General features: G+C 72.0%; 20 protein-coding genes. 9 read left to right on the top strand and 11 right to left on the bottom strand.

What is annotated here, in order from left to right; translation table 11 throughout:
* The first annotated feature begins 77 nt into the window (after positions 1-77).
* Entirely contained in the window at positions 78-956 is an 879-nt protein-coding gene (locus tag VFZ92_RS39170) for an alpha/beta hydrolase (RefSeq protein WP_330882616.1), read from the top strand.
* On the opposite strand, the gene VFZ92_RS39175 is transcribed toward VFZ92_RS39170, so the two are convergent.
* The 8 genes from VFZ92_RS39175 to ruvC all read right to left on the bottom strand — a co-directional run bounded on the left by VFZ92_RS39175 (position 895) and on the right by ruvC (position 9,743).
* A complete protein-coding gene (locus tag VFZ92_RS39175; protein ID WP_330882618.1) occupies positions 895-3,195 on the bottom strand; it encodes a bifunctional (p)ppGpp synthetase/guanosine-3',5'-bis(diphosphate) 3'-pyrophosphohydrolase in 2,301 nt (766 codons plus the stop codon). The two genes, VFZ92_RS39170 and VFZ92_RS39175, sit on opposite strands and share 62 nt — an antisense overlap.
* Before the next feature lie 80 nt (positions 3,196-3,275).
* Entirely contained in the window at positions 3,276-3,794 is a 519-nt protein-coding gene (locus VFZ92_RS39180) for an adenine phosphoribosyltransferase (RefSeq protein ID WP_330882620.1), read from the bottom strand.
* Positions 3,791-4,981, bottom strand: a complete 1,191-nt coding sequence (secF, locus tag VFZ92_RS39185; protein WP_330882622.1) for a protein translocase subunit SecF — start codon at positions 4,979-4,981, stop codon at positions 3,791-3,793. The genes VFZ92_RS39180 and secF overlap by 4 nt, the downstream gene beginning before the upstream one ends.
* Position 4,982: 1 nt before the next feature.
* Complete coding sequence (secD, locus tag VFZ92_RS39190; RefSeq protein WP_330882624.1) at positions 4,983-6,842, bottom strand: protein translocase subunit SecD; 1,860 nt, start codon at positions 6,840-6,842, stop codon at positions 4,983-4,985.
* Between the two features lie 202 nt (positions 6,843-7,044).
* The gene (gene yajC / locus VFZ92_RS39195; protein ID WP_330882626.1) at positions 7,045-7,422 is read right to left on the bottom strand and encodes a preprotein translocase subunit YajC; all 378 of its coding nucleotides are present in this window, start codon (positions 7,420-7,422) and stop codon (positions 7,045-7,047) included.
* A gap of 98 nt (positions 7,423-7,520) precedes the next feature.
* Positions 7,521-8,546: a Holliday junction branch migration DNA helicase RuvB gene (ruvB, locus tag VFZ92_RS39200; protein WP_330882628.1), complete on the bottom strand. Its 1,026-nt coding sequence runs from the start codon at positions 8,544-8,546 to the stop codon at positions 7,521-7,523.
* A 34-nt stretch (positions 8,547-8,580) separates the two neighbouring features.
* The gene (ruvA, locus tag VFZ92_RS39205) at positions 8,581-9,171 is read right to left on the bottom strand and encodes a Holliday junction branch migration protein RuvA (RefSeq protein WP_330882630.1); all 591 of its coding nucleotides are present in this window, start codon (positions 9,169-9,171) and stop codon (positions 8,581-8,583) included.
* Positions 9,168-9,743, bottom strand: a complete 576-nt coding sequence (ruvC, locus tag VFZ92_RS39210; RefSeq protein ID WP_330882632.1) for a crossover junction endodeoxyribonuclease RuvC — start codon at positions 9,741-9,743, stop codon at positions 9,168-9,170. Before ruvC ends, ruvA begins: the two co-directional genes overlap by 4 nt.
* A gap of 197 nt (positions 9,744-9,940) precedes the next feature.
* On the opposite strand from ruvC, the gene VFZ92_RS39215 reads away from it, so the two are divergent.
* Complete coding sequence (locus VFZ92_RS39215; RefSeq protein WP_330882634.1) at positions 9,941-11,458, top strand: GGDEF domain-containing protein; 1,518 nt, start codon at positions 9,941-9,943, stop codon at positions 11,456-11,458.
* Positions 11,455-11,898, top strand: a complete 444-nt coding sequence (locus tag VFZ92_RS39220; protein ID WP_330882636.1) for a cupin domain-containing protein — start codon at positions 11,455-11,457, stop codon at positions 11,896-11,898. The genes VFZ92_RS39215 and VFZ92_RS39220 overlap by 4 nt, the downstream gene beginning before the upstream one ends.
* 4 nt (positions 11,899-11,902) lie before the next feature.
* Here the strand turns inward: VFZ92_RS39220 and VFZ92_RS39225 are convergent, their stop codons facing one another.
* Positions 11,903-12,610 carry an SDR family oxidoreductase gene (locus tag VFZ92_RS39225; protein ID WP_330882638.1) on the bottom strand — a complete coding sequence of 236 codons (708 nt, stop codon included), beginning with the start codon at positions 12,608-12,610 and terminating at the stop codon, positions 11,903-11,905.
* 86 nt (positions 12,611-12,696) lie between these two features.
* Here VFZ92_RS39225 and VFZ92_RS39230 point away from each other — a divergent pair, with 86 nt between their 5' ends.
* The 4 genes from VFZ92_RS39230 (at position 12,697) to VFZ92_RS39245 (ending at position 17,469) form a co-directional block, all read left to right on the top strand.
* Positions 12,697-13,743 carry a serine hydrolase gene (locus tag VFZ92_RS39230; RefSeq protein WP_330882640.1) on the top strand — a complete coding sequence of 349 codons (1,047 nt, stop codon included), beginning with the start codon at positions 12,697-12,699 and terminating at the stop codon, positions 13,741-13,743.
* A 152-nt stretch (positions 13,744-13,895) separates the two neighbouring features.
* Entirely contained in the window at positions 13,896-14,936 is a 1,041-nt protein-coding gene (locus VFZ92_RS39235) for a LacI family DNA-binding transcriptional regulator (RefSeq protein ID WP_330882642.1), read from the top strand.
* 164 nt (positions 14,937-15,100) lie between these two features.
* Positions 15,101-16,435 carry a hemolysin family protein gene (locus VFZ92_RS39240; RefSeq protein ID WP_330882644.1) on the top strand — a complete coding sequence of 445 codons (1,335 nt, stop codon included), beginning with the start codon at positions 15,101-15,103 and terminating at the stop codon, positions 16,433-16,435.
* Complete coding sequence (locus VFZ92_RS39245; RefSeq protein WP_330882646.1) at positions 16,432-17,469, top strand: hemolysin family protein; 1,038 nt, start codon at positions 16,432-16,434, stop codon at positions 17,467-17,469. The genes VFZ92_RS39240 and VFZ92_RS39245 overlap by 4 nt, the downstream gene beginning before the upstream one ends.
* Before the next feature lies 1 nt (position 17,470).
* Here the strand turns inward: VFZ92_RS39245 and VFZ92_RS39250 are convergent, their stop codons facing one another.
* Positions 17,471-18,682 carry an MFS transporter gene (locus VFZ92_RS39250; RefSeq protein WP_330882648.1) on the bottom strand — a complete coding sequence of 404 codons (1,212 nt, stop codon included), beginning with the start codon at positions 18,680-18,682 and terminating at the stop codon, positions 17,471-17,473.
* Positions 18,683-18,739: 57 nt separating this feature from the next.
* Between VFZ92_RS39250 and VFZ92_RS39255 the strand changes: the two genes are divergently transcribed.
* Both VFZ92_RS39255 and VFZ92_RS39260 read left to right on the top strand, forming a co-directional pair.
* Positions 18,740-19,657 carry an ArsR/SmtB family transcription factor gene (locus VFZ92_RS39255; protein ID WP_330882650.1) on the top strand — a complete coding sequence of 306 codons (918 nt, stop codon included), beginning with the start codon at positions 18,740-18,742 and terminating at the stop codon, positions 19,655-19,657.
* A gap of 9 nt (positions 19,658-19,666) precedes the next feature.
* Positions 19,667-19,888: a hypothetical protein gene (locus tag VFZ92_RS39260; RefSeq protein WP_330882652.1), complete on the top strand. Its 222-nt coding sequence runs from the start codon at positions 19,667-19,669 to the stop codon at positions 19,886-19,888.
* 262 nt (positions 19,889-20,150) lie between these two features.
* Here VFZ92_RS39260 and VFZ92_RS39265 read toward each other — a convergent pair whose 3' ends face one another.
* Positions 20,151-20,729: a sugar O-acetyltransferase gene (locus VFZ92_RS39265; RefSeq protein ID WP_330882655.1), complete on the bottom strand. Its 579-nt coding sequence runs from the start codon at positions 20,727-20,729 to the stop codon at positions 20,151-20,153.
* Between the last annotated feature and the right edge of the window lie 40 nt (positions 20,730-20,769).

Raw genomic sequence — 20,769 nt, forward strand, 5'->3', positions numbered from 1 at the left:
GGAAGTGCCGTCTTGGCACGGCCAACGGGATTACCTAGCTTCACCAGGTAACCAATGGTAACCGCGAAGGAGCCGGGATGACCGACATCAGCGTGACCGAGGTGGCCGCGAACGGCATCGAGATCACCGTGGCCACGGCGGGGGCGGGACCGGCGATCCTGCTGCTGCACGGCTTCCCGCACACCTGGCGAGTCTGGGAGGACGTCATCCCGGCGTTGGCCGACGGCCGACGCGTGATCGCCCCGGACCTCCGGGGGTTGGGCGGCACCACCAGGGCGACGAACGGCTACGACGCGGACACCCTGGCCCAGGACGCGGCTGCCCTGCTGGACGCGCTCGGCGAGAAGACCGCGACCGTCGTGGGCATCGACGCGGGCGCACCACCGGCGTTCCTCCTGGCGGTGCGGCACCCGGAGCGGGTCGACCGCCTGGTGCTCATGGAGTCGCTGCTGGGCGGCCTGCCGGGCGCGGAAGCCTTCACCCCACCGTGGTGGTTCGGCTTCCACCAGGTCCCCGGCCTGGCCGAACAGGTGCTGACCGGCCACGAAGCCGAGTACCTCGGGTTCTTCCTCACCGCGGGCACCCAGGGCCGAGGCGTGCCACCGGACATCGAGGCGGCGTTCGTCGACGCCTACACCGGCCGTGAGTCCCTGCGCTGCGCCTTCGAGCACTACCGCGCCATGCCCACGACCGCCGAGCAGATCCGCGACGCCGTGGAGCACGGCAGGCTCACCACACCGACGCTGACGATCGGCGCCCACCCGGTCGGGGCGGCGCTGGAACGGCAGCTGCGCCCGGTCGCCGACGACCTGACCGGCCACGTGATCGCCGACTGCGGGCACATCATCCCGCTGGACCGACCGGACGCGCTGCTGCCGCTGCTCGCGGACTTCCTCAGCTGGCCGACGTCACCCGGTACACGTCGTACACGCCCTCGACGCTGCGCACAGCCTTGAGCACGTGCCCGAGGTGCTTCGGATCGCCCATCTCGAAGGAGAACCGGCTGACCGCCACCCGGTCCCGCGACGTGGTCACCGAGGCCGACAGGATGTTGACCTTCTCGTCGGCCAGCACCTTCGTCACGTCCGACAGCAACCGGTGCCGGTCGAGCGCCTCCACCTGGATCGCCACCAGGAACACCGACGACGCCGACGGCGCCCACTCGACGTCCAGCAACCGCTCCGGCGAGGCCAGCAGCTCGTCGGCGTTCGTGCAGTCGGTCCGGTGGACCGAGACGCCGCCGCCGCGGGTCACGAACCCGAGGATGTCGTCCCCCGGCACCGGCGTGCAGCACCGGGCCAGCTTCACCCAGACGTCGGTGGCGTCCTTGACGACGACACCGGCGTCACCGGTGACCCGCCGCCGGGTGACGGTGGACGGCGTGGACCGCTCCGCCAGCTCCTCCTCGGCGTGGTCGACCCCGCCGAGCTGGGCCACCAGCCGCTGGACGACGTGCCGCCCGGACGTGTGCCCCTCGCCGACCGCGGCGTACAGGGCGCTCACGTCGGGGTAGTGCAGCTCCTTGGCCAGCGCGCCCATCGAGTCGGCCGACACCAGCCGCTGAAGGGGCAGCCCGACGCGTCGGACCTCCTTCGCGATGGCGTCCTTGCCGACCTCGATGGCCTCTTCCTTGCGCTCCTTCGCGAACCACTGCTTGATCTTCGCCTTGGCGCGGGGGGAGGCGACGAACGACAGCCAGTCGCGGGACGGGCCCGCTCCTTCGGCCTTCGAGGTGAAGATCTCGACGACCTCACCGTTCTCCAGCTTCCGCTCCAGCGCGACCAGCCGCCCGTTCACGCGGGCGCCGATGCACCGGTGGCCCACCTCGGTGTGCACCGAGTAGGCGAAGTCCACGGGCGTGGACCCGGCCGGGAGCGTCTCCACGTCGCCCTTGGGCGTGAACACGAAGATCTCCCGCGCGGCCAGGTCGAAGCGCAGCGACTCCAGGAACTCGCCGGGGTCGGCGGCCTCCCGCTGCCAGTCGAGGAGCTGGCGCATCCACGCCATCTCGTCGACCTCGACGCCCTTGCCGTTGTGCGTCCCGCGCGTCTCCTTGTACCGCCAGTGCGCCGCGATGCCGTACTCGGCGGTGCGGTGCATGTCGTACGTGCGGATCTGCACTTCCAGCGGCTTGCCGTCCGGGCCGATCACGGTCGTGTGCAGCGACTGGTAGACGCCGAACCTCGGCTGGGCGATGTAGTCCTTGAACCGGCCGGGCATCGGCTGCCACAGCGCGTGCACCACGCCCATGGCGGCGTAGCAGTCGCGCACCTCGTCCACCTGGATGCGCACGCCCACCAGGTCGTGGATGTCGTCGAAGTCGCGACCCCGGACGATCATCTTCTGGTGGATCGAGTAGTAGTGCTTCGGCCGACCCTCGACCTTCGCGGTGATCCGCGAGCCTTCGAGCTGACCCGTCAGCTCGGTGATGACCCCGCCGAGGTACGTGTCGCGCGACGGCGCCCGGTTGGCCACCAGCCGCACGATCTCGTCGTACTTCTTCGGCTGGAGGATCGCGAACGCGAGGTCCTCCAGCTCCCACTTCACGGTCGCCATGCCGAGGCGGTGCGCGAGCGGGGCGAGGACCTCCAGGGTCTCCCGCGCCTTGCGCGCCTGCTTCTCCGGCGGCAGGAACCGCATCGTGCGCATGTTGTGCAGCCGGTCGGCCAGCTTGATGACCAGCACGCGGGGGTCCTTGGCCATGGCGATGACCATCTTGCGGATGGTCTCGGCCTCGGCCGCCGCGCCCAGCTTCACCTTGTCGAGCTTCGTGACGCCGTCGACGAGCCGGGCCACCTCGTCGCCGAAGTCCTCGCGGAGGGCTTCGAGCGAGTAGTCGGTGTCCTCGACCGTGTCGTGCAGGAGGGCGGCCACCAGCGTGGTGGTGTCCATGCCCAGCTCGCCCAGGATCGTCGCCACGGCGAGCGGGTGGGTGATGTACGGGTCGCCGGACTTGCGGCGCTGGGGCCGGTGCTTCTCCTCCGCCACGTCGTACGCGCTCTGGAGGAGGGCCAGGTCGGCCTTCGGGTGCAGGTCGCGGTGGACGGCGGCGAGGGGTTCCAGCACCTGCTTCACGGGCGCCGCCCGCTGAGCGGTGATGCGCCGCGCGAGTCGCGCGCGCACGCGCCTGGTGGCTGACGGCGGCCGTGCGGGCACGGGCTGCGTCGTCGCCGCGGGTTCGGTGTCCTGGCTCAACCACGCTCCTCAGGGGCTAGGACCCGAGGATAGCCCCGCGCGCCGGGAAAATCGGCGCGCGGGGCGACGAGCGGGGTACTTCACACGGCGAGCAGCGCGCTGACGTTCCGCCCGGCTAGTCGGGAACGACCGTCCAGGGCCGTGATCTCCAGGACCACGGAGATGCCCGTCACGATCGCCCCCGCGCGCTCCACGAGTGTGCAAGCGGCCTCGGCGGTGCCCCCGGTGGCGAGCACGTCGTCCACGATCACGACACGCTGACCAGGCAGGATGGCGCCCGCGGGCAGTTCCAGCTCCGCCGTTCCGTACTCCAGGTCGTACGACACCCGGTGGGCCACGGCGGGCAGCTTGCCCGGCTTGCGCAACGGCACGACGCCGTAGCGCCAGCCGTACCCGAGCGGGGCTCCGAGCAGGAACCCGCGCGACTCGATCGCGGCGACGACCTGCGTGTCCGGGTCGATCTTGTCCTGCAACCCGTCCACCACGGCGCGCAGGGCGTCCGGGTCGGCGAGCACCGGCGTGAGGTCCCGGAAGACGACCCCCGGACGGGGGAAGTCCGGGACCTCACGCAGGAGTTTCAGCGCGTTGTCGAGCTTCAACGCTGCTTCTTGCCGGTCGGGCGGCCACGACGGAGGTCGCTGGCCTTCGGCGTGCGGGACGGCACCCCGGCCGCCGCCGCGTACGCCTTCTCCTTGCGCAGCTCGGCGTCCAGGACCGACTCGTCGCTGGACTCGATGCCCTCGGGGGCCTCACCGGTCGACTGCCCGGCGGCGGCCTTCTTCGCCAGGCTCTCGCGGCGGGCGAGGACCCGCTGGGCCTGCGCCTTGTACTTCGGGTCGCGCATCTTCAGGTCGACGGCCGCGGGGGTCGCGATGTAGATGGACGACAGGGCGCCGATGAAGATGCCCGTGAGCTGCACGAGCGCCAGGTCCTGGAGCGTGCCGACGCCGAGCAGGCCGACGCCGATCACGAGCAGGCCGAGCACGGGCAGCAGGGCGATCAGCGAGGTGTTGATCGACCGCATCAGGGTCTGGTTGACCGCCAGGTTGGCCGCCTCGGCGTACGTGCGCCGGGTCAGGCCCAGGATGCCCCTGGTGTTCTCCTTGACCTTGTCGAACACGACCACCGTGTCGTAGAGCGAGAAGCCCAGGATGGTCAGCAGACCGATCACCGTCGCGGGCGAGACCTCGAACCCGGCGAGCGAGTACACGCCCGCCGTGATGATCACGTCGTGGAACACGGCGATGAGCGCCGCGATGGCCATCGACAGCTCGAAGTACAGCGCCAGGAAGATCGCCACCGCCACCAGGAACACCAGCAGCGCGATCAGGGCCTTGGTCGTGATCTCACCGCCCCAGGAGGCGCTGACGGCGCTGTCGCTGATCGACTGGATGCCGCCCGTCGGCTTCAGGTCGTCGTTCAGCGCGGTCTTCAGCTTGGCGACCTGCTCCGTGTTCAGCGTCTCGGTGCGGATCTGGATCGTCGCCGTGCCGCCGGTGCCCACGCTCTGCACCGCGGTGGCGTCCTCGCCGAGGGCCTTGCTGAAGCTCTCCTTGACGGCCTCGACCTGGATGTCGCCCTGCGAGCTCGCGGCGGGCATCTGGATCTTGGTGCCGCCGACGAAGTCGATGCCCAGGTTGAACTGCTTGATCCCGATCGACCCGACGCAGATCAGCAGGATGATCCCGAAGATCACGTACCAGCGCTTGCGCTTGCCGATGATGTCGAACGCGCCGGTGCCCACGTAGAGGCGGTGGAAGACTCCGTTGCCCTTGACCTTCGCCACGTCAGGCCTCCTTCACGGCGGTGGTCTTCGAGCCCGCGTGAGCGCGCTGGTCGACACCGGCTTGCTGCGCCCCGCCGAGGCCGGACACCTTCGGGTTGGACAGGAACTTGGACTTCGACGCGAGGGCCACCAGCGGGTGCGTGACCAGGAAGACGACCACGAGGTCGAGCACCGTCGACATGCCGAGCGTGAACGCGAAGCCCTTCACCTGGCCGACGGCGATCACGTACAGGATCGCCGAGGCCAGGAAGCTGACCGCGTCGGCGGAGAGGATCGTCCGCCGCGAGCGGATCCAGGCGCGCGGCACGGCCGACCGGAACGACCGGCCCTCCCGCACCTCGTCCTTCAACCGTTCGAAGAAGACCACGAACGAGTCCGCCGTGATGCCGATCGACACGATGAAGCCCGCGATGCCCGCCAGGTCCAGGGTGAACCCGATCCAGCGGCCCAGCAGCACCAGGACGGCGTAGACGATGCCACCGGAGAGGAGCAGCGACAGGATCGTCAGCACGCCGAGCAGGCGGTAGTAGAAGAGGCAGTAGAGGAACACCAGGCCGAGGCCGATGCCACCGGCGAGGAGACCGGCCTGGAGCGAGGCGAGGCCCAGGGTCGCGGACACCGTCTCGGCCTCGGAGGCCTCGAACGACAGCGGCAGCGAGCCGTACTTCAGCACGTTGGCGAGCTGGTCGGCCTCCTTCTGCGTGAAGGTGCCGCTGATCTGGGTGCTGCCGCCGAGGATCGGCTCGTTGATGTTCGGCGCCGACACGACCTGGCTGTCGAGCACCACGGCGACCTGCTGCTGCGTGTTCGCGGTGGTGAACTTGCCCCACTTCGACCCGCCGTCGCCCTTGAAGTCCAGGCTGACCACGAAGCCCGCGCCCTGCGGGTCGCTGCCCGAGGTCGCGTTGTTGATGTCCTCACCGGTCAGGCGGGTGTAGAGCGAGAAGTCGTCTTCCTTGACCGTCTTGTCGTCCGCGGTCGGGTTGACCGGTGCGAGGACGTACTTGTTGGCCTTGTCCTGGTCGCAGGTGATCAGGGGCTTGTCGAAGTCGTCGTTGCCGATCAGCGGGTCGACGTCGACCGGGCAGGTGAACGCCTGGAGGGCCTGCTGCACGGTCTGCGCGTCCAGCGTGGTGAGCGCCGGGTCCTGCCTGCACGCCTTGGCCTCGGCGATGGCCTTGGTGGTGTCGTCGGAGTACTTGCCGTTGAACACGGCCTGGCAGTCGGGCTGGCCCTCGGGCGGCTGCGCGGCGTCGCTCGCGGGCGGCTGCGCCGGGTCGCTCGCCGGGGGCGCGGACGGGTCCGTGCTGGCGGGCTGACCCTCCAGCAGCGGGGCCGGGCGGCCCTGCGGAGCGCCGCTGGACGGCGGCGTGGAGCCCGCGGTCTCACCGGCCGGGGCGGACCCCGAGGTGGGAGCGGGGCTGCCGGACGTCGACGCCGGGGGTGCCGAGCCGGTCGTCTGCGGGGCCAGCGGGGCGTTCGGCGCCGGGGAGCCCACGACCTTGCGGAACGCCAGGCGCGCCGTCTTGCCGAGGCTCTTGGCGCCCTCGCCGTCGGCTCCCGGCACGGTGATGACCAGGTTCGTGCCGTCGCGGACGACCTCGGAGCCGGACACACCGAGACCGTTGACACGGGTCTCGATGAGGGTTCGGGCCTGGTTGAGCGCCTCGTCCGTCGGAGTCTTCCCGTCGGGGGCTCGAGCGGTCAGCGTGACCCTCGTGCCGCCCTGGAGGTCGATGCCGAGCTTGGGGGTCGCCTTGCCGTTCCCGGTGAAGAACACCAGGGAGTACAGCGCGACCACGATGAGGACAAATGCGCCCAGGTACTTCGCTGGGCGGATCTGCCCGGCCGGAGGTGCCACGGTCCGTCCGTCTCCTCGAACTGGAAGATGATGTCAGGTCGGCCACCCTCGTCCTGGTGGGACGAGGACAGCACGCCCTCACCCGAAGGTGTTCAGTCCGGGCGAGGGCGCAGCGTACCCCGCGTCGTGTGAGCTGGACGTCACTGCCCGCAGTTGGCAGTGTTGACCGTTGCCAACCGCGGACCGACGCGCTCCGACGCGCTCACTTCTTGGTGTTGTGCTCCAGCGGCGGGGCGATCTCCGCGGCGGTGGCCGGGGCGACCTCGTCGACGACGGCGTCCTCTTCGTCGTCCTCGACCTCGTCGACGTCGTCCGCCGGGATGATCTTCTCGCGCACGGCCTGGCGGAGCCAGGTCGTGACCACGCCGTCGGCGATCTCCAGGTCGATCGTGGCGTCATCGCTGGCGTCGGCGACCGTCGCGTAGAGACCCGAGGTCGTCATCACGCGGTCACCCGGCTCCAGCGAGGCCAGGAGCTGCTGCTGCTCGGCTGCCGCGCGCTTCTGCTTGCGAGCGCTGAGGAACAGCGGCACGGCGAGCAGCACCAGCAGCAACGGGAACATCAGGGACGAAAGGTTCATCATTCTCCGTTCGGCCGGACGGCCGCATGGTGTCCGGAACGTCCGATTTTTCTGGGTGCCACCGGCGATTGTGCCAGGTCATCGAACCCGTTCACCCGTCAGGCCGTGGGTGGCTGCAATCCCAGGTGCAACCAGGCGGCGTCGGTGGCCACGCGTCCTCTGGGCGTACGTGCCAGCATGCCGGCTCTGACCAGGTAGGGCTCGCACACCTCCTCCACCGTGGTCACCTCCTCGCCGACCGCGACCGCGAGCGTCGCGACGCCGACCGGCCCGCCGCCGAACGAGCGGACCAGGGCGCCGAGCACGGCCCGGTCCAGCCGGTCGAGCCCCAGCTCGTCCACGTCGTAGACGGCCAGCGCGTCGCGGGCGACCTGGAGGTCCACCACGCCGTCGGCCCGCACCTCGGCGAAGTCGCGGACCCGGCGCAGCAGCCGGTTCGCGATCCGGGGCGTGCCGCGGGACCGGCCCGCGATCTCCAGCGCGCCGTCCTCCCGCAGGTCGACGCCGAGGATCTTCGCCGAGCGCCGGACGATGTGGTCCAGCTCGGCGGCGGTGTAGAACTCCATGTGCCCGGTGAAGCCGAACCGGTCGCGCAGCGGGCCGGTCAGCGAGCCCGACCGGGTGGTGGCGCCGACCAGCGTGAACGGCGCGATGTCCAGCGGGATGCTGGTCGCGCCCGGCCCCTTGCCGACGACGACGTCGACCCGGAAGTCCTCCATCGCCAGGTACAGCATCTCCTCGGCGGGGCGGGCGATGCGGTGGATCTCGTCGATGAACAGCACGTCGCCCTCGACCAGGTTCGACAGCATCGCGGCCAGGTCGCCCGCCCGTTCCAGCGCGGGCCCCGAGGTGATCCGCAGCGACGCGCCCAGCTCGGCCGCGATGATCATCGCGAGGCTGGTCTTGCCGAGGCCGGGCGGGCCGGACAGCAGCACGTGGTCCGGCGGGGAGCCGCGGCGCATCGCGCCGTGCAGCACCAGTTCGAGCTGCTCGCGGACCTTGAGCTGGCCGACGAACTCGGTCAGGTCCTTGGGCCGCAGCGTCCCCTCGACGTCCCGCTCGGTCGGGACGACCAGCGGCGAGAGGGTGTCGTCGGAACCGTCGGGGTCGAATTCGGCGCTCATGGCGCCTCCGCCGGGAGGAGCACGTCGGCGCGGTTCACCTCTTGCGCCCCAGCGCGGCCAGCGAGCGGCGGAGCACGGTCGGGGTGGTCTGCGCGGAGTCCTCGGCGACGACCGCGTCGACGGCCGCCTCGGCCTGCTTGACCGGGAAACCGAGGCCCAGCAGCGCTTCCACCACCTGCTCGCGCACGCGAGGGGCGCCGTCGGCCACGCCGTCGGCGGCGGGCAGCGGGCCCGCCTTGTCGCGCAGTTCGATGATCAGCCGCTCGGCGCCCTTGCGGCCGATGCCGGGGACCTGGGTGAGCACGGTGATGTTGCCGTCGGCCAGCGCGGCCCGCAGCTTGTCCGGCTCCAGCACCGCGAGCGTGGCCAGCGCGAGCCGGGGCCCGATGCCGGACACGGTCTGCAACAGGCCGAACAGCTCTCGCGAGTCGGAGTCGGTGAAGCCGAACAGGGTCAGCGAGTCCTCGCGCACGACCAGCGAGGTCGACAGCGTCGCCTCCTCGCCGCGCCGCAGCCCGGCGAGCGTCGTGGGCGTGGCCTGCACGGCGAACCCGACTCCCCCGACCTCGACGACCACGTGATCGAGCCCGATGGACAGCACCTGCCCACGCAGCGACGAAATCACTTGGTCCTACCTCCGTTTTTCGCGGCCTGGGCCAGCTTGAGCTTGTGGGTGCGGGCCATCTCGGCCGCCTTGGCCTGCGCCTGGGCCATCCGCGACTGCATCGGCGCCCGCCAGACGTGGCAGATCGCCAGCGCGAGCGCGTCCGCCGCGTCCGCTGGCTTCGGCGCCTCGGCCAGGCCGAGCAGCTTGGTGACCATCGTCGTCACCTGCGCCTTGTCCGCGCGCCCCGACCCCGTCACGGCGGCCTTCACCTCGCTGGGCGTGTGGAACGCGACCGGCAGCCCGCGCCGCGCCGCCGCCAGCGCGACCACTCCGCCCGCCTGCGCCGTGGCCATCGCGGTGCGCACGTTGTGCTGGCTGAAGACCCGCTCGATCGCGACCACCTCGGGCCGGTGGCGGTCCAGCCAGACCTCCACCTCGTCGGCGAGGTGCAGCAGCCGGATCGCCAGCTCGGCGTCCACCGACGTGCGGACCACGTCGACGGCGACGATCCGCACCGCGCGGCCGGGACCACCGTCGACGACGCCGAACCCGCACCGGGTCAGGCCTGGGTCGACGCCGAACACGCGCACTGGGGTCCCTCCACCGAGACGAACATCAGTTCGAACTTTAGTGGGTGACCCCCGGCGGGCTCCCCACGACACGCGACAGTCACGGATCGGCGACATCGGGAGGGCCGACGGTCGACAGTGAGTCACCACCTGACTACAGTGGCGCGGTCCGTTGATCCACTCCACCCTTCCCGAACGCGGCAGGCGGGAGGCCGAAGATGCCGAAGCGGTTCGGCGCCCGGACGGCCCTCTTCTGCACCCTGCTCGCGATCCTGGTGGCCGTCGTGGTGTCCGGTGTCCTCGGCCACCGGGTGTCCGTCGCGCTGGACAAGACGTCGCAGCTGGCCGCCACCGTCGCCGCGCTGGTCGTCTACTGGCGGGCCGCGGCGCGCGAGCAGGGCACCGAGCGCCGCTGGCGGCTGTGGATGGTCGCGTCGACCGGGAGCCTGGCCGTCGGGCTGTGCGCGTGGATCTGGGGCCAGCTGTTCCTCGGGGTCTCGCTGCCGTCCTCCACGCTGGCGCCGCTGGGGTTCATCCTCACGCCGGTGCTGGCGCTGGGCGCGGTGCTGACGCTGGCGCACGGCGCGGCGGACTCGCTGCCGAACCACCGCAGCAAGCTCGTGGTGGTGCTGGACGGCCTGATCGTCGTGGGCTCGCTGTTCGTGCTGACGTGGGTGTCGGCGCTGGAGTCGATCGCCCGCGCGTGGGCGACGTCCGGGCCCGGTTTCGCCACGGTGGTCGCGCACCCGGTGGCGTACCTGGTGCTGCTGGTGACGCTGCTGGTCACGTCGTGGACCCACCGCCCGGTCCGCCAGACGCCGATGCTGTTCCTCGCGCTCGCGGCCCTGGCGCAGTCGGCGTCCGGCTGGATCTTCGCCTGGCTGGTCAGCCACGGGGCCGAGGCCATCCCGCCGCTGGCCGACGTCGGGTTCATGGTGTGCCCCGTCCTGCTGCTGCTCAGCTCCCTCGCGCCCACCAGGGGCAAGCACGCGCGGACGGGCGGGCTCGGGACGGGCGAGCTGCTGCACCTGCTCGTGCCGTACCTGCCGATGCTGATCACCGGTCTGTTCATCGTCGTCGGCACCGCGACCGGCGTCCGCTTCAACCCGCTGGAGATCTACGCGGGCCTCGGCGTCGTGCTGCTGGTCGTCGTGCGGCAGCTGGTGACCCTGATGGACAACGCCCGCCTGCTCGACCAGCTGCACGAGAGCCGGGAGCAGCTGCGGCACCAGGCCTTCCACGACCCGCTGACGGGCGTCGCGAACCGCGAGCTGTTCCGCGAGCGCCTCACCGCCGCGCTCCGCCGGGGCGAACCCGTCGTGCTCGCCTTCATCGACGTCGACGGCTTCAAGCACGTCAACGACAACTTCGGCCACGCCGAGGGCGACGCCGTGCTGCGGATCGTGGCGACCAGGCTCCAGCACTGCGTGCGCGACGAGGACACCGTCGCCCGGCTCGGCGGCGACGAGTTCGGCGTGCTGGTGGAGAGCGGTGAGGTGGACCCGTCGGAGATCGGCAACCGCGTCCTGGACGCCCTCAGGTCGCCGCACCAGACCCAGGGCCGCGAGCACGAGGTGCGCGCGAGCGTGGGCATCGCCCACCGCACGACCCAGGACGCCACCGTCACCGCGGACGACATGCTCGGTTCGGCCGACGCCGCCATGTACACGGCGAAGCGGCTGGGCAAGGGCATGGTCGTCGTCCACGGTTCCCTGCCCGCACCGGAGCCCGCGTGACCGCCGACGACGTCATCGCCGCGCTCGGCCTCGACCCGCTGCCCGTGGAGGGCGGCCACTTCGCGCAGGGTCACCGCAGCGCGGAGCTGTCGACCATCTACTACCTGCTGCGCGCGGGCGAGCACTCCGCCGTGCACCGGTTGACGAGCGTCGAGGTGTACGCCCACCACGCGGGCGCCCCGCTGCGGATGCTGCTGCTGCACCCGGACGGCTCGGTGACCGCACCGGTGCTGGGCCCGGCGCTGGCCGAGGGGCAGCGGCCTCAGGTCGTGGTGCCCGCCGGGGTGTGGCAGGCGAGCGAGCCGGACGGCGACTGGAGCCTGGTGACGACCGTCGTCGTGCCGCCGTACACCGACGACGTGGTGGAGTTCGGCGACGCGGACGCCCTGGCCGCAGCCTACCCGTCGCACGCCGACGCGGTGCGGCGGCTCCGCCCGTGACCGGCTAGCGGTACGGGCCCTGGCCGGTGGGCCGGACCACGATCTCGTTCACGTCCACCGACCGCGGCTGGGACACGGCGTACAGGACCGCCCTGCCCACGTCGGCGGGGTCCAGCTTCGGTTCCGCGGCGCGCGACGCCGGGATGCCGCCGGTGTCGGTCAGGCCGGGCTGGACCACGGTCACGCGGACGCCCGTGTCGGCGCACTCGGCGCGGATGTTCTGCGCCAGCCCGGTGACGGCCCACTTCGTGGCCGAGTACAGGTTCCCCGGCCGGACGCCCCGGCCCGCCGCCGAACCGGTCAGCACGAGGTGGCCCCGGCCGCGCACCAGCGCGGGCATCGCGGCCTTGGCGGTGTAGGCGGGACCGCAGACGTTGGTGAGCACCATGTCCGCCCACTCGGCGGGCGGCGCGCCCTCGTCGGAGGTGAACGACGTGACGACGCTGGTGCCCGCGTTGGCGAAGACGACGTCGATCGAGCCCCACTCCTCCTCGACGCGCCCCATCAGGAAGGTCAGCTCGTGCCACGAGGTCACGTCGCACGACGCCGCCCAGACGCGGTCGGGGCCGCCGAGCCGCATCCCCGCGTTGACGAGCTCCTCGGCGTGCCGCGAGGTCAGCACCAGGCGGTACCCGGCCGCCGCCGCCAGCTCCGCGGTCGCCGCGCCGATGCCGCGGGACGCGCCGGTGATCACGAATACCGGGTCACCCATGGCGGGAACGCTACCCAAAGTCGTCAGCGGGGCGACAGCGACACCTGGTTGGATCACTCCACTGGTCCGAACAGGGGGTTTTTTCCATGAACATCACACGCAGGTTCGCGCTCGGTCTGGGGTCCGCCGCGGCGGCGTCCGCGGTCCTGGGGAAGGCGTCGGCGTCCGCGCAGGTCGACGAGACCGACACCGAGCCGGAGCTGGAGGCCGTCATCCCGCGCACGGCCGAGGTGGCGAGGCGCAAGATCGCCCGCAAGTACCGCCTGGAGACCCGCAAGGCGCGCGGCACGTGGGCGTCCTACATCGGCGTGACGAACCCGGACGGGTCCGTGCGGTCGGCCGTGGAGGAGCGGCAGGACACCGTCGTGGAGGCCTACAGCGTCAACAAGATCGCGGTGGCGGTCGCGGTGCTGGACAAGGTGGACCGCGGGCTGCTGACGCTCGACCAGCGCATCGAGGTGACGGCGGACATCGTCATCCAGGACACCGACGGCATCTTCGGCCTGGACGGCGCCTACCCCAGCTCGGTCACCATCGGCCACGCGCTGGCGGCGCTGCTGACCGTCTCGGACAACACCGCCGTGCGGCTGTGCGGACTGGTCGTGCCCGCGCTGGAGATCAACCAGATCCTGCGGGGCAAGGGCTTCACGCACACGCAGGTCGTGCCGGTCGCCAACCCGAACCGGTACTTCCTGGGCACCACGACGCCGCGCGAGACGTTCACGCTGCTGCGGAAGCTCGTCAACGAGGAGCTGCTGTCGCCCGCGTCGACGACCCACCTGCTGACGGTGCTGCGGTCGCTGACGTCGTTCACCGACGGCATCCGGCTGGAGCTGTCGTCGGCCGAGCGGCTCCAGGTCGCGACGAAGGCGGGCTGGTTCGAGGACGGCCGCAACGAGGCGGGGATCGTGTTCGACGCCGAGGGCAAGCCGGTGATCACCTACGCGCTGTTCGCGTCCGGCCAGTTCCGCGGCGACAACGCGGCCAACCACGACGACTACGGCGCCACGCACCCGGCGCTGCGGGCGCGCACGGCGATCGGCCGGACGCTGTTCGACTCGGTCCAGCAGATCACCTGCCCCGCCCCGAGGCCCCGCCGTTCGCAGGCGTACCGGCCGTGGACGGGAGCGTGAGGTATTTCCCGGTGGGGAACGCGCTCCTGAACTAGTGGACAGGGTCGGTCGTCGCCGCCGTCGACGACCGACCCGTTCGCTCCAGGTGTCACCGTGCCGTGTCAGGAGCCTCGACGACTAGGCTCCCGGCAGGCTAACGAGGAGGCACCGGTTTGACTCCCAGGCAGGTGACGCTGGCGGAGGTCGCGAACCACGCCGGGGTGTCGCTGGCGACCGCGTCGCGGGTGCTCAACGGCAGCACGCGGCAGGTCAGCGACGAGTTGCGGGACCGGGTGGTCGGTTCCGCCCGCGAACTGGGCTACCTGCCGAACGCCGCCGCGCAGGCGCTCGCGCGCAACAGCAGCGTGCTCGTGGGCCTCGTCGTGCACGACATCTCCGACCCGTACTTCTCCAGCATCGCCGCGGGCGTGACCAGGGTCGCCGAGGAGGCGGGGCTGGTCGTCGTGCTCGGCACGACCGGCCGCGACCCCGAGCGCGAGGTCGAGCTGCTCTACACGCTGCGCGCGCACCGGGCCCGCGCCGTGGTGATCGCGGGCAGCCGCACCACGGACCGGGCCGCCACGGCCAGGCTCGCCGCCGAGGTGGAGGCGTTCACCGCGCAGGGCGGACGGGTGGCGTGCGTGTCGCAGGCCCGCATCCCCGCGGACACCGTCGTGCCGTCGAACCGGGCGGGCGCCCGCGCGCTGGCGAGGGAGCTGACCGCGCTCGGGCACGAGCGGTTCGCCGTGCTGGCCGGGCCGCCGAACCTGGTCGTGGCGCGCGACCGGCTCGCCGGGTTCAGGGCCGGGCTGGCCGACGCCGGCATCGACCTGCCCGCGTCGTCGGTGGTCACCGGCGCGTTCACCAGGGACGGCGGACACGCCGCCGCGACCGAGCTGCTGGCCGCGAAGACCGGCGCCACCTGCGTGTTCGCCGTCAACGACGTGATGGCGCTCGGCGCGATGGCGGCGCTGCGCGAGGCCGGGCTGCGGGTGCCGGAGGACGTGTCGGTGGCGGGCTTCGACGACATCCCCACGCTGCGGGACCTGGTGCCGGGGTTGAGCACGGTGCGGCTGCCGCTGGAGGAGCTGGGCGAGCGGGCGGCGCGGCTCGTGCTGGACGAGGGCACCGACGAGGTGCGCACGGTCAAGGTCGCGGGCGAGGTGGTGCTCAGGGCGAGCACCCGAGCACCCTCCGGAACCGGCCTGCGCTGAGGGCCATACCCTCTAAACTGGACCGAACCGCTCTCCACCGGCAAGACCCAGCGAGGAGTGACCCCTTCCGTGCGCGACGCGCAGTCACCCGGCTTCAGTACTGAGCCGGGTCGAACACCCGGCTGCCCCACCAGCCCGATCCAGTCGCCCGCCGGAGGCGACAGGTGATCGGAACACTCCTGAGCGTCCTCGGCCTGCTGGCCGTCGTCGCTCTCACCCTCGGGACCGCCACGGCGGTCGCCGCCGAGTTCTCGTTGACCGCCCTCGAACGCAGCACCGTGGACAACCACGCGGCCGTCGTGGGCGACGCCAAGGCGTTGAAGCTCCAGAAGGCGCACAAGTCGCTGTCCTTCCAGCTCTCCGGCGCCCAGTTGGCCATCACCATCACCACCCTGATCACCGGCTACATCGCCGAACCCGCCATCGCGGAACTGGTCGAACCCGGTCTGACCGCGGTCGGCGTGCCGTCGTCGGTGGCCGACCCGCTGGCGCTGGCCTTCGCGCTGGCGCTCGCCACCGCCGTGTCGATGGTGTTCGGCGAGCTCGTGCCGAAGAACCTCGCCATCGCGAAGCCGATGGAGACCGCCCGCGCGGTCGTCGGCTACCAGTCGGCGTTCTCCAGCACGTTCCGCTGGCTGATCAGCGGCATGAACCTGGCCGCGAACTGGCTCGTGCGCCGCTTCGGCGTCGAACCGGTCGAGGAGCTGGCGTCCGCCCGGTCGCCGGAGGAGCTGAGCGCGCTGGTGCGCTCCAGCGCCGAGCACGGCACGCTCGACCAGGGCACGGCGACGCTGCTGGACCGCTCGCTGCGCTTCGGCGACCGGACCGCCGGCGAGCTGATGACGCCGCGCGTGCAGGTCGAGGCGCTGCGGGTCGACGCGACCGTGCTCGACCTGATCTCCAAGACCCGCGAGACCGGCTTCTCCCGGTTCCCGGTGCACAACGGCGACCTGGACGAGGTGCGCGGCATGGTGCACGTCAAGCAGGCGTTCAGCGTGCCGGTGAACCAGCGCGGGACCACGCCGGTGTCGGCGCTGACCAGGCCGGTGCAGACCGTGCCGGAGACCCTGGAGGGCGACGCGCTGCTGGACCGGCTGCGCGCGTCGGGGTTGCAGACCGCGCTGGTCGTCGACGAGTACGGCGGCACGGCCGGGCTGGTGACGCTGGAGGACGTGGTCGAGGAGATCGTCGGCGACGTCCGCGACGAGCACGACCGGGGCGAGGCCGCGCCGGTCCGCCCGCTGGGCAGGGGGAGCTGGATGGTGTCCGGGTTGTTGCGCGACGACGAGGTCGCCGAGGCCACCAGGTTCCGGATGCCGGAGGGCGACTACGAGACGCTGGCCGGTCTGGTCATGGCCAAGCTCGGCCGCATCCCCGAGGTCGGCGACGAGATACGGGTCGACGGCTGGCGCATCACCGTGATGCGGATGGACCGGCACCGCACGGCCGAGCTGCGGGTGGCCAGGGTCACCGACGCCGAACAGGTGGCGGCGCAGTGAGCATCCTGGTCCTCTTCCTGTTCCTGGCGGGCAACGGCTTCTTCGTCGGCGCCGAGTTCGCGATCATCACCGCCCGCCGCGACCGGCTGGAGGCGTTGGCCGAGAGGGGCAGCAGCCGGGCCCGCACGGCGATCAAGGCGGGCCGGGAGCTGCCGCTGATGATCGCGGGCGCGCAGCTGGGCATCACGCTGTGCTCGCTGGGGCTCGGCGCGATCGGCGAGCCCGCCGTGGCGTCCGTCCTGGAGTCGCCGTTCCACGCCATCGGCGTTCCGGCGGCGGTGCGGCACGGGGTCTCGTTCGCCATCGCGCTGATCATCGTGGTGGCGCTGCACACGATCCTCGGCGAGATGGTGCCGAAGAACCTGGCCATCGCGAACCCGGAGCGGCTGGCGATCTGGCTGGTGCCGGTGCACTACGGGTTCTGCAAGCTCGTCGGTCCGGTGCTGCGGATGTTCACCGTCGTGTCGACGGCCGTGCTGAAGCTGATGGGCGTCACGCCGAAGGACGAGCTGGACACGGCGTACACGCCGGACGAGCTGGCGATGCTGATCGCCCAGTCCCGCGAGGAGGGCCTGCTGGAGGACTCCGAGCACCGGCGGCTCGCGCAGACGCTGTCCTCGGCCGAGCGGACCGTGGCGGACGTGCTCGTGCCGCTCGACCGGCTGACCACGCTGTCGTCGAACCCGACGGTCGGCGAGGTCGAGTCGGCCGTGGCGCAGACCGGGTTCTCCCGGTTCCCGGTGCGCGGCGACAACGGCAGGCTGCTGGGCTACCTGCACGTCAAGGACGTGCTGGACCTCGCGGGCGCGGATCCGGGCACGCCCGTGCCGCGCACCCGCATCCGCGGTCTGCCGGACCTGCCCGTGGACGCCCACCTGGACGAGGCGCTGGCCGCGCTGCGGCGGGCGCAGTCGCACCTGGCGCGGGCCGTCGACACCGACGGCGCGCTGTGCGGCGTCGTGGCGATGGAGGACCTGGTCGAGGAGTACGTCGGCACGGTCCGCGACGGCACGCACGTGAGCCGCGAGCTGTGAGTCAGGAGGCCCGAGCGGCGAATCGGGCCTCCTCCGCGGCGAACCCCTCGGGGGACACGGTCCTCCACATCAGCACCGCGGACAGCAGGTGGACGGCCGAGGCCATCACCCACACCCAGCGCAGGCCCCACGACGCCGCCACGAAGCCGCCGGCGAGCGCGCCGAGCGGCGTCAGCCCCCAGGCCAGCGCGCGGTGGCTGGTGAGCACCCGGCCGAGCAGCGGTGTGGGCGTGAACCGCTGCCTGCTCGACTGCGAGCACACGTTCCACACCAGCGTCGTGGACGACAGGAGCACCAGCGTGCCCGCGACCAGCGCGAACACCGGTGGCTCCACCGCGATGAGCAGGATCAGGGCCGCGGCGCCCAGCGTCGCGAGCCGCATGGACCAGGCGTAGCCGAGTCGGGTGACCAGCGGGTGCACCACGAACGACACCGCGATCCACCCGACGGCCAGGCACGCCAGCAGCACGCCGTAGCCGAACGAGCCGACGTGCAGGATCTGCGTCGCGTAGAGCACGAACATCGGCATGGTCGCGCTGGCGGCGAACGAGCCGAGCGCGACGGTGACCGTGATGGTGCGCAGCAGCGGGCTGCCGACGAGGAACGCGAGCCCGGTCCTGATGTCGCGCAGCGGGTGTCCCGGCGGGCTCGGCACGTGCGGGACGGCGAGGCCGCGGGTCAGCAGCAGCGCCACCAGGGCAGCAGCGCAGGCGAGCCACGCGGGCAGCCCGGCCGCGAACGCCAGCAGGAAGCCGGTCACGGGCGGCACCAGGAACTGCACGACCCCGCGGTCGATGACGATCATCCGGGCGTTCGCGGCGGCCAGCCGGTCCGGGCCGACGACGTCCGGCACCAGCGCGCCGCTGGCGCCGTCGCCGAGCACCTGCGAGCTGACGACGACGAACGAGACGACCAGCAGCAGCGGCAGGTTCAGCGCGCCGGTCGACGCCGCGACGGCGAGCACGGCCGCCGCCACGGCCTGCACGGCGAACGCCGACGCGAGCACCGACGTCCGCCGGAACCGGTCGATCAGCACCCCCGCCGCCAGCGAGAACAGCAGCCACGGGAGCTGCCCCACCACGTTCACCAGCGCCACCTGCCGCGGGTCGGTCGTGATCGCGACCGCCATGAGGGGCAGCGCCGTCAGCAGCAGCCCCTCCCCCGTCGACCCGCTGACCGCGACCGCCTGCAACCGCCCCCACCCAGTCCCCATGCGTCCACCTTGGCGTGATCACTGGCCAAGTCGAACGTTTTAGGCTGAGCTAAAGCGATGGCCCTCCGCTTCGCGGTCTCACCCCTGTGGGAAACCATCGCCGGGCTCCGCGTCCTGGCCGCTCCGGAGTGCGCTCCCGTCCACCAGCGCTGGACCACGTGGGCCGAGTCGCGCCTGGGCACCCTCCCGGACGACCCGTGGTTCCGCCTCCTGCACCGCCTGGCCACCCGAGGCCCGGTCGTCCCGGAGTTCCTCATCCCCACGCCGGGCCTGCGCTCCACGGGCATCGACACCGAGGTCGACGCCCTGTTCCGCGCCACCCCCGAGCGCATCACCGCGGCCGTCGGCGCCGACCCCCACGCCCGTCCCCTGCTCGACGACCCGACCGAGGCGCTGACCGCCCTGCGCGACCGCGTCCGCGCCGTCCACGACGCGATCATCGAGCCGCTCTGGCCGAGGCTGGAGGGCGTTCTCCAGGGCGACGTGGAGCGCCGCGGCCGCAGGCTGACCGAGCACGGCGGCCCCACCGTGCTGGGCGAACTGCACGACACCGTCACCTGGCACCCGACCGCCGTCGAGGTAGCGGGCACGATCACCGAACTGGGCACCCGCGACCTGGTCCTCGTCCCGTCGGCGTTCATCTGGCCCGACGTCTACCTCCGCGACAGCCCCGTCCGCCTCGCCCTCTGCTACCCGGCCACCGGCTTCGGCACCCTGTGGACCAGACCCGCTCCCCCGGCCCGCCCCGCCCTCACCCGCCTGCTCGGCGCCACCCGCGCCCGCCTGCTGCACGAGCTGGAGCGGCCGAGCACCGTGTCCGAACTCGCCGAACGCCTCGGCGTGACGGTCGGGGCGGTGTCGCAGCACCTCGGGGTGCTGCGGGAAACCGGGCTCGCGGTCAGCCGCAGGGAGGGGCGGGAGGTCGTGTCGCTGCGCACGGCACTGGGCTTGGCGCTGGTGCAGGGCGGGGACTAGGCCGCCCTGTTGGTGGCCGAGTGGAACCGGCTGCTGAGGCTCGAACAGCGGCTCAAGGCGGACCGGTCGCGCAGCGAGGCGCCCGCGGCGCGGTTCCCCCGGCGCGGGTTCCCGATCGTCGAGGTCCCCGCACCGCGAGCGGAGGACGAGGCCGGTCCGGCCGTCGACGAGGCCACCGCGCCGGACCGCAAGCCCTGGTGGCGACGGGTCATCGAGGGCTTGAGGCCATGACCGGCCCCAGGAGCGCAACGGCGACCCAGCGGGAAGGAGGCCCCGTCGACCCCGACACGTCACGGTCCCCAGCACTCGTCCCGACGACCGGAACGGACACGGAAACGATCACGACCGGTAGCTCCCAGCACGACTCCCTGGAGCAGGACCGTGCACAACGACAACCCGGCCACCGGAGCGGTGGCGCCGCGGACGCGCCCGCGGCCCCACCCCGCGCCTGTCGTCGGCGACGACCGACCGGTCCTCGCCGACCACAGGCCCCTCAGGGCGCGGACCAGACCTCCCGCACCACCCGCGCCGGGCTGCCGACCGCGACCACGTTCGCGGGCAGGTCGCGCGTCACCACGGCTCCCGCGCCGACCACGGTGTTCTCCCCGACGGTCACCCCGGCGAGCACGATCGCCCCACCACCGAGCCACACGTTGTCCCCGATGACGATCGGCTTGGCCGCCTCCCACTTCGCCCGGCGCGGTTCCGGGTCGACCGGGTGGGTCGGGGTGAGCAGTTGCACGTTCGGTCCCATCTGCACGTCGTCGCCGATCGTGATCGGGGCGACGTCGAGGGCGACCAGGCCGAAGTTGGCGAACGTGCGGGCCCCGATGGTGGTGAACCTGCCGTAGTCGACGCGGAACGGCGGGCGGATGACGGTGCCCTCGCCGACCGCGCCCAGCCACTCGGTGAGCAGCCGGAAGCGTTCGGAGTGCTCGCGGGACCCGGTCGCGTTGTAGGCGTCCTGGAAGTCGCCGGAGACGGCGGAGAGCTCCTCCAGTTCCGGGTCGTCGGCGATGTACAGGTCTCCGGCGAGCATCCGCTCGCGCATGGATCGGGTGTCCGGCGTCATGGGACGACCGTACAAACCCCGGCCGTGGTCGCCGCGCGGC

It is taken from the genome of Umezawaea sp., from assembly GCF_036375055.1.
Lineage (GTDB): Bacteria > Actinomycetota > Actinomycetes > Mycobacteriales > Pseudonocardiaceae > Umezawaea.

Coding starts and splice junctions, on each gene's coding strand:
- VFZ92_RS39230 (WP_330882640.1), top strand. CDS start 12,697: ATGAACATCACACGCAGGTTCGCGCTCGGTCTGGGGTCCGCCGCGGCG.
- VFZ92_RS39215 (WP_330882634.1), top strand. CDS start 9,941: ATGCCGAAGCGGTTCGGCGCCCGGACGGCCCTCTTCTGCACCCTGCTC.
- VFZ92_RS39250 (WP_330882648.1), bottom strand. CDS start 18,682: ATGGGGACTGGGTGGGGGCGGTTGCAGGCGGTCGCGGTCAGCGGGTCG.
- VFZ92_RS39170 (WP_330882616.1), top strand. CDS start 78: ATGACCGACATCAGCGTGACCGAGGTGGCCGCGAACGGCATCGAGATC.
- yajC (WP_330882626.1), bottom strand. CDS start 7,422: ATGAACCTTTCGTCCCTGATGTTCCCGTTGCTGCTGGTGCTGCTCGCC.
- VFZ92_RS39255 (WP_330882650.1), top strand. CDS start 18,740: ATGGCCCTCCGCTTCGCGGTCTCACCCCTGTGGGAAACCATCGCCGGG.
- ruvB (WP_330882628.1), bottom strand. CDS start 8,546: ATGAGCGCCGAATTCGACCCCGACGGTTCCGACGACACCCTCTCGCCG.
- VFZ92_RS39225 (WP_330882638.1), bottom strand. CDS start 12,610: ATGGGTGACCCGGTATTCGTGATCACCGGCGCGTCCCGCGGCATCGGC.
- VFZ92_RS39265 (WP_330882655.1), bottom strand. CDS start 20,729: ATGACGCCGGACACCCGATCCATGCGCGAGCGGATGCTCGCCGGAGAC.